Source organism: Malonomonas rubra DSM 5091 (assembly GCF_900142125.1).
In the GTDB taxonomy this organism is placed as follows: Bacteria; Desulfobacterota; Desulfuromonadia; order Desulfuromonadales; family Geopsychrobacteraceae; genus Malonomonas; species Malonomonas rubra.
Window position 1 is genome coordinate 296,057 of record NZ_FQZT01000003.1, and the last position, 12,212, is coordinate 308,268.

14 protein-coding genes and 2 pseudogenes are annotated in these 12,212 nt (G+C 53.4%); 6 read left to right on the forward strand and 10 right to left on the reverse strand.

Annotation, left to right across the window (positions count from 1 at the left end):
- Positions 1–25: 25 nt before the first annotated feature.
- Positions 26–451 carry an FKBP-type peptidyl-prolyl cis-trans isomerase gene (locus BUB13_RS06445; protein ID WP_072906954.1) on the reverse strand — a complete coding sequence of 142 codons (426 nt, stop codon included), beginning with the start codon at positions 449–451 and terminating at the stop codon, positions 26–28.
- 245 nt (positions 452–696) lie between these two features.
- On the opposite strand from BUB13_RS06445, the gene BUB13_RS18895 reads away from it, so the two are divergent.
- Positions 697–852: a hypothetical protein gene (locus BUB13_RS18895; protein ID WP_153305029.1), complete on the forward strand. Its 156-nt coding sequence runs from the start codon at positions 697–699 to the stop codon at positions 850–852.
- A gap of 131 nt (positions 853–983) precedes the next feature.
- Here BUB13_RS18895 and BUB13_RS18900 read toward each other — a convergent pair whose 3' ends face one another.
- Positions 984–1,124, reverse strand: coding sequence for a hypothetical protein (locus BUB13_RS18900; RefSeq protein WP_153305030.1), 141 nt, complete (start codon positions 1,122–1,124; stop codon positions 984–986).
- Positions 1,125–1,441: 317 nt separating this feature from the next.
- Between BUB13_RS18900 and BUB13_RS19495 the strand changes: the two are divergent.
- Together BUB13_RS19495 and BUB13_RS19500 are read left to right on the forward strand one after the other, a co-directional pair.
- A pseudogene (locus BUB13_RS19495) lies at positions 1,442–2,050 on the forward strand (HDOD domain-containing protein); the annotation flags it as partial.
- 312 nt (positions 2,051–2,362) lie between these two features.
- Positions 2,363–2,956, forward strand: coding sequence for a GGDEF domain-containing protein (locus BUB13_RS19500; protein ID WP_425269180.1), 594 nt, complete (start codon positions 2,363–2,365; stop codon positions 2,954–2,956).
- A gap of 5 nt (positions 2,957–2,961) precedes the next feature.
- Here BUB13_RS19500 and BUB13_RS06455 read toward each other — a convergent pair whose 3' ends face one another.
- A complete protein-coding gene (locus BUB13_RS06455) occupies positions 2,962–3,654 on the reverse strand; it encodes a hypothetical protein (protein WP_072907108.1) in 693 nt (230 codons plus the stop codon).
- A gap of 94 nt (positions 3,655–3,748) precedes the next feature.
- On the opposite strand from BUB13_RS06455, the gene BUB13_RS18905 reads away from it, so the two are divergent.
- A complete protein-coding gene (locus BUB13_RS18905; protein WP_153305031.1) occupies positions 3,749–3,916 on the forward strand; it encodes a hypothetical protein in 168 nt (55 codons plus the stop codon).
- Here the strand turns inward: BUB13_RS18905 and nfi are convergent.
- Positions 3,913–4,605 carry a deoxyribonuclease V gene (nfi, locus tag BUB13_RS06460; RefSeq protein ID WP_072906958.1) on the reverse strand — a complete coding sequence of 231 codons (693 nt, stop codon included), beginning with the start codon at positions 4,603–4,605 and terminating at the stop codon, positions 3,913–3,915. The genes BUB13_RS18905 and nfi overlap by 4 nt on opposite strands.
- Positions 4,606–4,676: 71 nt before the next feature.
- Between nfi and BUB13_RS06465 the strand changes: the two are divergent.
- Positions 4,677–5,207, forward strand: a pseudogene (locus tag BUB13_RS06465) (O-acetyl-ADP-ribose deacetylase).
- On the opposite strand, the gene BUB13_RS06470 reads toward BUB13_RS06465, so the two are convergent.
- The 6 genes from BUB13_RS06470 to BUB13_RS18755 all read right to left on the reverse strand — a co-directional run bounded on the left by BUB13_RS06470 (position 5,192) and on the right by BUB13_RS18755 (position 9,768).
- Positions 5,192–5,719 (reverse strand): nitroreductase family protein, encoded by a 528-nt coding sequence (locus tag BUB13_RS06470; RefSeq protein ID WP_072906960.1) that lies wholly within the window; start codon positions 5,717–5,719, stop codon positions 5,192–5,194. The pseudogene BUB13_RS06465 and the gene BUB13_RS06470 sit on opposite strands and share 16 nt — an antisense overlap.
- Positions 5,720–5,749: 30 nt before the next feature.
- Complete coding sequence (locus BUB13_RS06475; RefSeq protein ID WP_072906962.1) at positions 5,750–6,217, reverse strand: YbaK/EbsC family protein; 468 nt, start codon at positions 6,215–6,217, stop codon at positions 5,750–5,752.
- A 3-nt stretch (positions 6,218–6,220) separates the two neighbouring features.
- Positions 6,221–7,486, reverse strand: coding sequence for a tetratricopeptide repeat protein (locus BUB13_RS06480; RefSeq protein WP_072906964.1), 1,266 nt, complete (start codon positions 7,484–7,486; stop codon positions 6,221–6,223).
- A gap of 33 nt (positions 7,487–7,519) precedes the next feature.
- Positions 7,520–8,611: a phosphotransacetylase family protein gene (locus BUB13_RS06485; protein ID WP_072906966.1), complete on the reverse strand. Its 1,092-nt coding sequence runs from the start codon at positions 8,609–8,611 to the stop codon at positions 7,520–7,522.
- Positions 8,612–8,793: 182 nt separating this feature from the next.
- Positions 8,794–9,285 (reverse strand): FKBP-type peptidyl-prolyl cis-trans isomerase, encoded by a 492-nt coding sequence (locus tag BUB13_RS06490; RefSeq protein WP_072906968.1) that lies wholly within the window; start codon positions 9,283–9,285, stop codon positions 8,794–8,796.
- Between the two features lie 168 nt (positions 9,286–9,453).
- A complete protein-coding gene (locus BUB13_RS18755) occupies positions 9,454–9,768 on the reverse strand; it encodes a hypothetical protein (RefSeq protein WP_139249320.1) in 315 nt (104 codons plus the stop codon).
- 418 nt (positions 9,769–10,186) lie between these two features.
- Here BUB13_RS18755 and BUB13_RS06500 point away from each other — a divergent pair, with 418 nt between their 5' ends.
- A complete protein-coding gene (locus tag BUB13_RS06500) occupies positions 10,187–11,980 on the forward strand; it encodes a methyl-accepting chemotaxis protein (RefSeq protein WP_072906971.1) in 1,794 nt (597 codons plus the stop codon).
- Positions 11,981–12,212: the final 232 nt, after the last annotated feature.

The window sequence follows — 12,212 nt, forward strand, 5'->3', positions numbered from 1 at the left end:
GCAATATCAGCCTGAACTTCTCTGCTTAGAGAATTTCCACCAGCTCCAGCTCAAAGTTGAGATCTTTCCCCGCCATCGGGTGGTTGGCATCCATAACAACCTTGTCGCCATCAACCTCTTTTACCACCAGGTACATCGGCTGGCCATCCGGGGTTTCCGCCTGGAACTGCTGACCAACTTCCGGGGTTACACCTTCTGCAAACTGACTCATGTCGGTGGAGAACATCAACTCCGGGTTATGGGGGCCATAAGCATCTGTCTCAGGAATCCGCACTTTTTTCGTTTCGCCGACGGCCATGCCGACAATCGCTTGGTCGAAACCGGGAATCACCTGCCCTGCGCCGAGTTCGAACTCGAGCGGATCGGTCTGGCGGGAGGAATCGAAAACCTCACCGTCATCGAAGCTACCGGTGTAGTGAACTTTGACTTTTTTTCCTGCTTCTGCAGTCATGATATCTCCTGATTTGTGTTGAATCGGCCCACTTCGGCCCGACTTTTCTAACCTTGCCCTGCAGACTTGCATTGCCGGCCGATAAAATCAACCGGGAAAAGGAAAAAAACTCTTTCATCTTTTTCTCATACAATGCTCACTCTAACTAAAAACATTTATCCAAACTAAAAGCGTTGCTGGAATTTCCACAAAACTTATGCTAAAAATTAAGAATTAAATGTAAACGCAGGAAAGGAGAGAGAACCGTGAAAAAAGAAGATCAAGAACGCAGAATGGCTATTCGTGCAATTAAAGAAAATACCCCCAAAGAGGTTGAGGCCGAGCTGCTCAACCTGATCGAGAACGGTTACAAACTGAACGACCTGCATAAGTCTGGGTATTCACAACATCTGAACAGATAAACTCACAACGACTGAAAAAACAGGTTTCAACCGAAATTCAAAAAGGGCCACGTGATCATAGATCGACGTGGCCCTTGGTTTATCACCATCGGACTGGTAGCCGGAACAAATAAAGGACCTACCTTTTTTGTTTACGGCTTATTGCGTGAATTGCGGGTCTGCATCGTCAACCAGCGAAAGGAACGTTTACTGCGCCGGGAAAACCTCACCTGCGGTTCTTCGTCATGAAACAGTTTGCTGGTCGCTTGCTTGATTGTCTGATACAAGTTCATTGCTTACCTCTTCTGGCTTTTCTGTTTTCAATTCCTACTTCAGTAGTCAGCAAACAACATACCAAGATGGATAAAAAACGAAAATTCAATAGTTTCAATGAGCTTGGAGCTATCAATGAAAAAGGTCTGCAATTCCCGAGTGGACAACTTGTCATTTGGCCGAAATTAGACTGGCCAAATGACAGAATCAGTCAACAAACGAAAAAACTGCGATCATTAAAAATATTGTCCTACAATGGCTTTCCATATATATTGAATGGATAATTTTAGTTTTTTAATGTTTGTTCCAAAAACAATGCCCCGAGAGAACAGTCCAGATGCCGCGCAAGATTGAAAAATTAATCAAAAAAGAAATTCAATTTCCTTCGCTACCGGCAATTGCCGTCGAAATTCTCGATACCGTCAACAAGGACGATGCCACCCTTACTCAACTGGGTGACCTGATCGCTCTCGACCCCGCCCTTTCGGCAAAAATGCTCAAAATTGCGAACTCCGGTATTTTCTCCGGCGCACGCGAGATCAGCAACCTGAACCGGGCGATGGCTATTCTCGGAACCAACACCATCCGCAGCATCGCCCTGTCGTTCGTCATATCCTCCGACCTGTGCAGCAAAAGACCGGGATACAATATCGAGGATTTCTGGAAGCGGTCAGCGATTTCTGCCGTGGCCGCGGAGCTGATCGCCAAATGCGTCCAACATCGGGATGAAGACCTCTTTTTGACCGGCCTGCTGCAGGACCTGGGAGTCCTGACGATTCTACTGACCAAGGGGGATGAGTACCGCATCCTGCTCGACAGTTATAAAGATATGCAGCAGGATCTGAAAACTTTGGAACAGGAGAAGTACGGCTTCGATCATCAGCAGGTCGGCAATGCGTTGTTGAGCAGCTGGAATCTACCGGAATCGATCACTACACCAATCCGCTATCACCACTGTCCAAACGAAGCGCCAAGTCAGTACGAAACGTCCACCCGCATCCTCGATTTTGCCAATAAGCTGGGGGAACTCTACACCAGCAACGAAGACTCACAGAATGTGCGCATTATTCAGAATGAGATGGCAGAACAGTTCGACATCTGCCCTGACGACACTCTGGAACTGATCGACCAGGTGGCAGAAAAAGGGCGCGAGCTCATCGCCATGTTTGACCTTGATCCGAGCGATATCAAGCCTTACACCCAACTTCTACAGGATGCGAACAGGCAACTTGAACAGCTGAACCTGACCAATGCACAGATGATCTTGGAATTGCAGGATGCAAAAAAGAAAGTCGATCGGCTGGTATTGAAGCTGCAGGAAAGCAACAGCCGTCTGCGGGAACTGGTTTACCAGGACGCCCTGACCGGACTGTACAACCACCGCTACTTCCAAGAAACCCTCGAGAGCGAAATGGCACGCGCCAAAAGATACCAAGCTTCGCTGTCTCTGGTGCTGTTCGATATCGACAATTTCAAAGCTGTCAACGACAGTTTTGGCCATCCGGCAGGAGACCTGGTGCTGATGAATATCGCAACAGCGGTCAAGGGCGCGGTGCGCAACAGCGATGTGGTTGCCCGCTTCGGTGGTGACGAGTTTGCCATCATCCTCCCCTCGACCAATGCCGCCGGGGCAAAAACTTTTGCCGAGAATCTACGCCTGGCGGTCGAAGGGATCGCCAGCCTGATCGACGGCCAGGCAATCAGCGCCACCGTCAGCCTAGGGGTTGTAACTGTCCTGCCGAGCCAGGCCAGTATGAGCAAAAGCGAGCTGATCGAAATCGCCGACAACAACCTCTACCAGGCAAAGCAACAGGGCCGCAACCGGGTCACCTGCTCAACCGTCGGCAGCTAGGCAAATCACAGCCCGACCGGCAGAAAAACAGCTGTTGCTGCGCCGTGCACGACTTGGTTGATCACCCGGTTCCACTTTTCTGCCGACACCTGCGCCAGCAAGTCCTGATGGGCGATCAGCTTGCCAAACAGCCTCTCGAAGCTTAAATTACTCTCCTCTTCCGGCAAACTGTTGGTCAGCAACAGAGGCCGGCCGTCAGGACCGAGACGGCTCTTCAGCCGCCAGACCAGCACCTCGATGTTGCGCGCACAATTGTAGAGCTTCTGTGGCTCCAGGCTGTCAAGCATGAAAAATTCAGGCTGATCGTTGTAGGCGCTGCGAATCATACTGGTCAGGCCGACCATAATGGCGAAAACCCGGTCACCGGCATAATCCACTTCAAGCGCAGGAAGAATCGCCGCGACGCCGCGGTTGTATTCCAGCTCTTCAAACTGCACGTTTCGATCGGCGGAAAAAAGCTGCTGCAACCGGCTTTCGATGGTCGCCCCGGCAACCTTTTTCAGTTCATCCGGGTTGCGCCGGTAGAGCTTTCCGGTCAATTCCTGCAGCAGTTCTTCGCTGCGATGCAGGTGGGCATCGACCACCATGTCGATATCCGACTTCAGCAGATTTTTCAGTTGTGGCTGGCGATCGCCACATGCAGTTAAAACAAGCAGGCACAGAAGCAGGGCAGGTAAAATAAATCTGTTCGCAGGCATCAGCAATCCAAACAAATATTTAAGCTTTAATTTCAACGTTGCTTTCTATTACAATTTTTTCCCGTATTCGACAAGCAACAAACAGGAGGAGGTCATGGACGAGGAAATCCCCAGCTGTGCTTTGTGCGGTCAGCCGTTGACGGAAGAAGAAATAGAGCAGTGCGAAAAACAAACGGAGCGGTTCTCCAACCAGTACCTCTGTTTTGCCCACCAACGCCGCTTTTGTGGCTGTCCCGGCGTGCGCAGCCAGACCCTGCCCTAAGCAGAGTCTTCATCCAGCAAACGCTGCCGGTTGCAGGCAGCATGGGCTGCGCGAATCGGTTCGGGTAAACGATAGCGAGTGCAGCAAGCCAGCGCCAGCTCGGTCGCGCTGGCAAGCGAAACCCTGTGCCCGGGTGAAATGTAGAGCGGTTTGACCTTGTTCCGCGTACGCAGCAAGCTGCCAATTTCCTCGCCGTCTTTATCACGCAGCGGCGTCTGTGCCCCCTTCTCATCCCCCACCTCATCATGTTCACCGTAAAGACGGCTTTTGCCGCAGCCGATCGTCGGCAGATCAAGCCACAGCCCAAGATGACAGGCCAGGCCAAAACGGCGCGGATGAGCCAGGCCCTGGCCATCGACCAGCAACAGGTCTGGACTGCGTTGAAGCTTTTCCGCCGCCTGCAGAATCACCGGAAGTTCGCGGAAAGAGAGCAATCCGGGGACGTAAGGGAAATCGATGTCGAGACTTGCGGTAACCGTCTCCAGCAGCTGCATTCCGGGGAAACCGAGAAGAACCACTGCCGCGTGAAAACGGCGACCGTGCAATCGGCAGGAAACATCGACCCCGGCAATGGTTTTGATCGGCCGGGGCGAAGTATCCTGCAGAAGCACGCACTGCGCCAGCTGCCGTTGTAACGCGATCGCTTCGGCAGGCGCCAGTGACCAATCATGCAGTACGGGAAAATCCATCTATCAGCTTGCACCTCCCCCAAACCTGCCTGTGGCAGCTATACTTGACGGCATGACGACAGGAGATAAAAATGAACGCGAAAATCGAAATTATTCAGGCAGATATTACCACACTGCAGGTCGCGGCCATCGTCAATGCCGCCAACAACAAATTGCTCGGCGGCGGTGGCGTCGATGGTGCCATTCATCGTGCAGCCGGGCCTGGGCTCCTGGAAGAGTGCCGAAGCTTGAATGGCTGCCCGACCGGTGAGGCAAAAATGACCGCGGGTTACCAGCTCCCGGCCAGGCATGTTATCCACACCGTCGGTCCCGTCTGGCATGGTGGTGGCAAAAAGGAAGCTGAATTGCTGGCCGGCTGCTACCGCAACAGTTTGCATTTGGCGACGGAAGCAAAGCTTGACAGCATTGCCTTCCCTTCGATCAGCACCGGTATTTACGGCTACCCGATCGAGTAGGCCTGCCGTATTGCCCTGACGGAAACGCTGAAGTTTCTACGGCAGCCAGGTTCACTTCAACGTGTCATCTTCTGCTGCTTTTCAATCGAAGATTGCGCTATTTACCGACAGACACTGGAAGAGTTGTCAAATCAATTTGCTCGATAACTGTTGCGATGGATTTTTACATCCGGCAGTGATTCGCGACTGTGCCCAGCTTTCTCTTCATCCGGGTAGCCGATGCCGATCACCATCGGCGCCTCGAAGCCGTCCGGCAGGTCGACCAGCTTGCGTACGTACTCCGACGCACTCGCCTCGCCCTTGTGTGGCCGCAGTCGCAGCTGCGCCCAGCAGCTTTTCAGCCCCAGCTCCTCCGCTGCCAGCTGAACGGTGAAGGCCGCAATCGAACAATCCTCCACCCAGACATCTGATTTCTGAGGGTCGGCAGCAATGACGATAGCCAGCGTTGCGGATTGCAAAAAGGCGGTGCCGTGCGCTTTTGCTGTGGCCAGTTTCTGCAACAACCCCGGCTCATCAACAAAAACGAATTCGCAGGGCTGGAAGTTGCGCGAGGTCGGAGCTCGGAGGATCGCCTCGCAGAGCTGATCAACTTTCTCCGCCTCAATTTTTTTCTCCGTAAATTTACGGATGCTGCGGCGTTGCCGTAACAGGGTGAGCATCTGTCTTCTCCTCCAAGTGTTCGATTCGTCTCAGGCCGGATCGCAGACTTCGACCGGCTTACCGCCGGTCAGTTGTTCCAGTTGAGCAAAGGTGACCGGCACTGCTGAGTAATCGTTGCCGGCAGCCGCATATACCTTTTCAAAACGTTGCATCGAGGTGTCAAGCAAAACCGGCAGATCGGCCCGCAGCAGGAAGGGGCAAACACCACCCGGTGCGTAACCAGTGTATTCGAGCACGTCCTCCGCCTGAGGCAGTTTGACTTTGCCGGAGAGCCCGGCAGCCTTTTTCAGCAGCGAACTTTTCACCTTCATATCACCACAGGTGACCACCACGGCGGGTTTGCCACCAACAAGAAATAATAACGTTTTGGCGATTTCCGCCGGGGTGCAACCGACTGCCGCTGCAGCGGTTTCACAGGTCGGAGTTGGCTGTTCATATTCCCAAACGTCAACCTGATGACCGGCGAGATAGTTTTTCACATCGTCAATGCTCGGCATGAGCTACCCCTTCTGCGCCGCCAGCCATTCCCTGGCTTCCTGCTGCAGCTGTGGCTCGAGATTCGGATCATCGACCACCCTGCTCAGCAGATCGACGCCCTCTTTTTTCCAGTTGCGAGCAATGTAGGTCTGTGCCGCACGCAGTTGCCAGCGAGGGTTCTGCGGATCCTGGCGACAGGCCGCATTAAAGGTGTCGAGGACTTTTCCCAGTTCACGTTTCTGCCGCAGCAGGAACTCGGCGAGGTGCAGGTTCATCCCACTCCCCCCGCAACTACTCCCGGCGGGGATGCGGCGCAGCAGCGCTTCCGCCTCGTCCAGTTCTCCGGACTGCTCCATCAGCGACGCGGCCAGCTGCATGAAACCGGGATCAGCTACGCCGATTGCCAACGCATTGCGGGCGTGCTCCAGGGCCTGCGGCAGTTTCTTTTGCTGCAAGCGCACCAGAGTCATCTGCACGTGACAGAAATCAGGTTGCTGCCCTTCGTCCAGCATCTTCTCCAACCGCTTCAAAGCAGCATTCGCATCGCCGAGGGAAACCTGGACCTGAATCAGCATCTCGGTCGCCGGGATCATGGTCGGATTCAGCTCAACCGCTTTTTCCAAACTTTTTCGCCCCTGTTTCGGCTGCCCGGCCCGCACCTGCGAGGCCCCCAGTTCGAACCAGTACAGATCATCACGCTCTTTATCCGGCACCTGTTTCCAGAAATCGATGGCACCTTTATCTTCGCCCGACTGGGAGTACATGAACGCCTGCAGGAAAGCATTGCCCTTTTGGCGATAGCGCTCGGCAATTTCCGGCGGATAGGAAACCAGGGTCAGCTCAAGCTGAGTTTCCAGGTCAGGCAGGTCGATATCATCACCACTCAAGGGGGTCATTTCCTGCGGGCCACAGCTGGCACAGGAACCGCCAGAATGCTTTTTCACCGGGGCTTCAACCTGCGGCTTCAGCGGCGTCTCTTTTTGCGCTTTTTCGATCTCTTTTTTCAGCTCGGAACTGAACACCTGCTGCAACGCCAGCTCGAAATGTTCGCTCGCCTGCTCCGCGTCACCGTTACGCTGACAGCCACGCGCTTCATCCAGGTTCAGCTGCGCCAACCCATCACCGGCCGCAGCCTGCAACTGCTCGACCTCGGCCTTTTCGGCCAGATCATCCTGCTCCAACAGTTCTTCTGCCATCACCCTGGCATCGGCAAAACGTTTTTGCGCAACGGCTTTGCGCAACCCCTCAAGAGAGGTTCCGCCGCCGAACAGTTTTGAAAAAAAGCCCATAAATACAAATCCTTTAAAACATGAAAAAGTAGATCAGAAAAGCGAATCGATGGTTTCGAAATCGAGGTCGTTCTCGGCCAGGCGCTGCACCAGGCCGATCTTCTGGTCATCATCGGCGCGAATTTTCGCGACATCCGCCTGAATGGCTGTGTAAACATCCGCCGAGGATTCAGTGGTGCGCATATAAGGCACTTCGGCATCCTCGAGCACCCGCTGAACGATATCGGCCACAGGCGATATGCCGGCGATCAGCAGGCCAGCAATCTTTCCTTTGAACTCAGGCAGGTGGTAGAGGGTCGCCAGCATGACAATCACCTCGTCGCGGCTGCTGGTGACAATGATCAGGCTCGATTCCGCCAGTTTGTCAACCACTCGCTGGGTCGAAGCGGCTCCAAGCTGGACATTCATGACAATGCGGCTGCCCTGTTCCTGATCAGCGTGCAGCTTCAACTTCAGCAGTGAGGCCAGGTAGCGTAGGGTCGGGTTGGCGAGGATCGGAGAATAGTTGAAGCCACCAACCACTTTAATGCCCAGGTCGCGGAAAGCCAGATCGAGATAATGCAGAGTCATCTCGCGCTTCGACTGTAGCAGCTTGTTCGGCAGGATCGCGCGCACTTCGGCACCGGCTTCACGGAAAGTCGACAAGTTGAGATGGATATCATCGATGACACTGCCGACACCACCACCAGAGACCATCAGCACCGGTGCGTTTAGTCTTTTAGCGACATGGGCATTACCGAGGCCAACCACGGAACCGACGCCGGAGTGACCCGCGCCCTCGATGATGAGAAAATCACACTGTTCCTCCAACGCTGCTACTGCCTCTTCGATCTGCGTCAGGTAGCCATCAGCGCTGATCCGGCCATCGAGCACTTTCCGCGTCGTCTGCGAGTGCAGTACCACCGGAGACATCAGCTGCAGGTCATCTTCCATGTCATAAACATGCGCCACCAGCGCCGCATCGACATCGACATCCTGCCCCAGGTAGTTGATCACCTTCGGCCCGAACGGCTTGATAAAACCGATCCGCTGGTATTTCTTACGCGCCAGGTGCAGCAGCGAAATGCTGGTGGTGGTCTTGCCAGTGTTCTGGCCGGTCGAAGCGACGAAGATTTTTTTGCACATACCGGTTCCCGCAAAGCATAGAGTGAAGTTCTTAAAACATCATATGCGACAGCAGTGAAACTATCACGCCTGCGCATACCGCATCAAGATATGATGACTCAAGGGACTGTGAGCCAAAACGAAAACAGCCCCAGCGGATAAATGCCGGGGCTGTTCCATGATGTCTTCCCTGTAAAGCGGCTTTAGTGCAACGGGCCTCCCTCAAGGGCTGCACTAAAAAGGGGCGGAAGCTCTTTGGGGGGATCGGTATTAACGTCGAGCATCTCGATCTCAAATGTCAGCGTTTTGCCCGCCAATGGGTGATTGGCATCGAGAGTAACCGTCTCTTCTGTAACCTTGTTGATCATGAGCAGCAACAGGCTGCCATCCCCCTGGGTCACTTCCAGCTGCCTGCCTTCAACCAGTTCGACATTGTCCGGCAGAGCAGCACGTTTAATTTCTTCGATCAGTTCGGGCTTGGATGCCCCGTACGCCTGATCTGGCTCGATGACGACGGTTTTCACCTCGCCCTGGGCCATATTCAGAACCGCGGCCTCAAACCCCTTGATCACCTCTCCCCTACCGATGATGAATTGCAAAGGGCTGTCTTCGGGGGAGGCATCAAAGATAGTTCCGTCAGCAAGTTTGCCGGTATATTTAACCGTTACAGTGTTGTTGTGGGCTGCGCGAATCATATTCACCTCTTTCAATCTGAGCGTCAATTCTACCGGGGGACAAAAAGCACCCCCGCAAAGGCTCTATGCTTAACAAGACCCTCCGCATTGGTCAAATGTTTTCAGTAGATGGCAACGACCACGAATGGCCTGATGTGGCCACGCAGCTGCCTGTTCCCTTCGCCAAAGCTATTTTTTTTGCCCGAACCGCCAAAAATAAATCCCCGTCGCAAACAGCATGATCGCTGTCACCAGGAACGACCAGCGAAAAGAATAAAGGTAACCGTAAAGGGTAAAAGACCAGTCGTGCAAACTGTTGCCGGCCGGGTCAAACTCGTTGGTCGTTTGCAGCAGGTCGAGTGCAGAGACCAGCCAGCCCATCAGTGGAATCAGGCAGAGAGTCGCTGCAAAGACAGAAATCAGCACGGCATAAACAACGTTGACTTCGTACTTTTGCAGATACTTCGCCATGCGCGGCTTAAACCAGAAAGGCAGAAGAAACATTGCAGCTGCAACTAAAATGGATACCAACAGAAAAGGAAAAAAGAAAGTCGTGTTCATACAGCAGTCCCTCACGGAAGAAATTTCAAGACAGCAAACCGTGCCAGTATCAGGGAGAGGTCTTTTTTTGTCAAAACTTTGCAGACGGAACACGCCGTCAACTGCTTCGCTGATACAAAACTTGGTTTGTTTATTATTCCCCAGCGGTTCCACACATCATTTTCAGCGCTAGGTCTCGCTGCTTGCAGGCCACTGAAATCATCTTTTTCGGCCCCTCTAGAAGACTGCCGCTCCATACTCTAACTCACGGAAAAACAAACTTAGCAGGAAAATTAAATTGATTGACAAAACTTTATTGATATATGCTAATATTTAATAAAACAGTATTTTACCTAGACCCTCTCCTTCTGAGGTTGCCGACATGAATTTTTTCGTAGCTCTCTACCAAGGACTTGAAAGTCGCTTTTTCAACAGCCTGACAAAAAAACTGGGGGGAAACTTCCTGTTCCTCGTCGTCCTGCAGGTCTGTATCGGGATTATCCTGTGGCGCAATATCAACAAACTGGAAAACCCTGCCGGGGCAACCGAACTACTGCAGCAGGCCGCTGAAGTCGAGGCCGCGAGCGGGATGCTCTGGCTTTGCTTCTGGCTTTGCTTGGTCTCCGCCGTCGCCATGATCATCGCGTTCCTGTTTTTGCGCTACATGATCGTCAGGCCGATCCGGCAACTGAACCGGCAACTCAAAGAAATGACAACCGACAATGCCGATCTGTCGGTAGAACTTCAGGCAAACAGCCATGACGAGCTTGCAGACTTGGCCGAAAGCTACAACCAATTCATTTCCCGGTTGCGTAAAACCATCCTGACCATCCGCAGGATGGGTATGGGCATTGCCGTCAGTTCGGCCAAAGTTGTCAACAGCGTCGATGATTCCGCCGACAAAGCAGCCAACCAGGGAGAGTTGGCGAATATCATTTTCCTTTCAAGTGACGAAGCAACCCGTTCGATCAACACTATCTCCGACAACACCCAGACGATTTCATCATCAACTTCTGACAGTCTGGAGAACGCGCGCAACTCGTATCAATCGTTACAGGAACTCCGCAGCGACATCGGCCGGATGCAGAGACAAATCAGCGATCATGACTCAACGATTCAGCAAATGGGTGAGCGGTCGCGCGATATCAGCAAGATTATCCGGACGATTCAGGAGATCTCCTTTCAGACCGGCCTTCTCGCCCTGAACGCCGCTGTCGAAGCCGCCCGTGCCGGGGAAGCCGGGCGGGGCTTTTCCGTTGTCGCCGGAGAAGTGAAAACCCTGGCCGAGCAAGCGAGTAAGTCGAGCGAAGAGATCGCCATGCAGCTGAACTCGGTCATGGAAATGGTCGAAACCGCGACCAAAGAAGCGGCCAACATCAACCAGTACGCCAACGAAACCTCAGCTGTTGCCGAATCCTCCTGCCAGAGCTTTGACGCCCTGATCCAGGAATTCGAACAGAACCATACCCGGCTGACCGACATCAATAGCTCTGCGCAGGAGGTCACCGGGGCGAATGCCACCATGCATGATAATGTTGGTCAGATCCGTGATCTGAGCCATCACGTTCATCAGCAAATGCAGGAATCGACACAGGTTGCCCGCGATCTGCAGCAGAACACGGAAAAAATGCAGCAGCTTGTTGCCTGCTTTAAAACCGGCAGCGGCCCCTTCGAAAAAGTCCTGGCGGCTGCACAGGAATTTCAGCGTCAGGCAGCAGAACAGATCGGTAGACTGCAACAACAGGGTATCAACGTGTTCGACACCAACTACCAGATGATCCCCGGCACCGAGCCGGCCAAATATCACACCTGCTACGATCGCCACTTTGAGCAGAACTTCAAGCAACTCTACGACCATATCCTGCAGCAGGTCGCCGGCGGAGCCTTTGCTCTTTGCGTCGACAGTAACGGTTACGGCCCGACCCATAACAGCAAATACGCTAAACCGATGACCGGCGACCCACAGGTCGACCTGCTCAACAGCCGGGACAAGCGGATTTTCAACGATCCGACCGGACTGCGCAGCGCAAGAAATCGCGAAGAGTTCTTGCTGCAAACCTACATGCGCGACACTGGCGACATCCTCAGCGACCTCTCGATGCCAATTATCCTGAACGGACAGCATTGGGGAGCCATCCGCATCGGCTTCGACTCCCTGGTGATGCTGCAAAGCTAGCGCAGATCAATTTCGACACGCAGAATCCCGGCCACTTGCCAGTCCTCGCTTCAAGAGGTTTTGGTCAGTGGCCTTTTTTGTTGGAGATAATTCTCGGCATCCGGCCCTTATTGCAAGCCGATTCGCCAGTTTGTTCTCAGGCGTGAGCGAGCTACCGACTGAGCGTGACAGGCAAAACAGCCCTGGTTCCAGCAGCGGCTGGGTGTCGTTTTCTTTATTTGTTGCGGGGAAT

Excerpts from the sequence above, each read along its gene's own strand:
- BUB13_RS06445 (WP_072906954.1), bottom strand. The coding sequence starts at position 451 with ATGACTGCAGAAGCAGGAAAAAAAGTCAAAGTTCACTACACCGGTAGC.
- BUB13_RS19500 (WP_425269180.1), top strand. The coding sequence starts at position 2,363 with ATGATCTTGGAATTGCAGGATGCAAAAAAGAAAGTCGATCGGCTGGTA.
- BUB13_RS06500 (WP_072906971.1), top strand. The coding sequence starts at position 10,187 with ATGAATTTTTTCGTAGCTCTCTACCAAGGACTTGAAAGTCGCTTTTTC.
- BUB13_RS06480 (WP_072906964.1), bottom strand. The coding sequence starts at position 7,486 with ATGGGCTTTTTTTCAAAACTGTTCGGCGGCGGAACCTCTCTTGAGGGG.
- BUB13_RS06490 (WP_072906968.1), bottom strand. The coding sequence starts at position 9,285 with ATGATTCGCGCAGCCCACAACAACACTGTAACGGTTAAATATACCGGC.
- BUB13_RS18755 (WP_139249320.1), bottom strand. The coding sequence starts at position 9,768 with ATGTTTCTTCTGCCTTTCTGGTTTAAGCCGCGCATGGCGAAGTATCTG.
- BUB13_RS18900 (WP_153305030.1), bottom strand. The coding sequence starts at position 1,124 with ATGAACTTGTATCAGACAATCAAGCAAGCGACCAGCAAACTGTTTCAT.
- BUB13_RS06455 (WP_072907108.1), bottom strand. The coding sequence starts at position 3,654 with ATGCCTGCGAACAGATTTATTTTACCTGCCCTGCTTCTGTGCCTGCTT.
- BUB13_RS06485 (WP_072906966.1), bottom strand. The coding sequence starts at position 8,611 with ATGTGCAAAAAAATCTTCGTCGCTTCGACCGGCCAGAACACTGGCAAG.
- BUB13_RS06470 (WP_072906960.1), bottom strand. The coding sequence starts at position 5,719 with ATGCTCACCCTGTTACGGCAACGCCGCAGCATCCGTAAATTTACGGAG.
- BUB13_RS06475 (WP_072906962.1), bottom strand. The coding sequence starts at position 6,217 with ATGCCGAGCATTGACGATGTGAAAAACTATCTCGCCGGTCATCAGGTT.
- nfi (WP_072906958.1), bottom strand. The coding sequence starts at position 4,605 with ATGGATTTTCCCGTACTGCATGATTGGTCACTGGCGCCTGCCGAAGCG.
- BUB13_RS18905 (WP_153305031.1), top strand. The coding sequence starts at position 3,749 with ATGGACGAGGAAATCCCCAGCTGTGCTTTGTGCGGTCAGCCGTTGACG.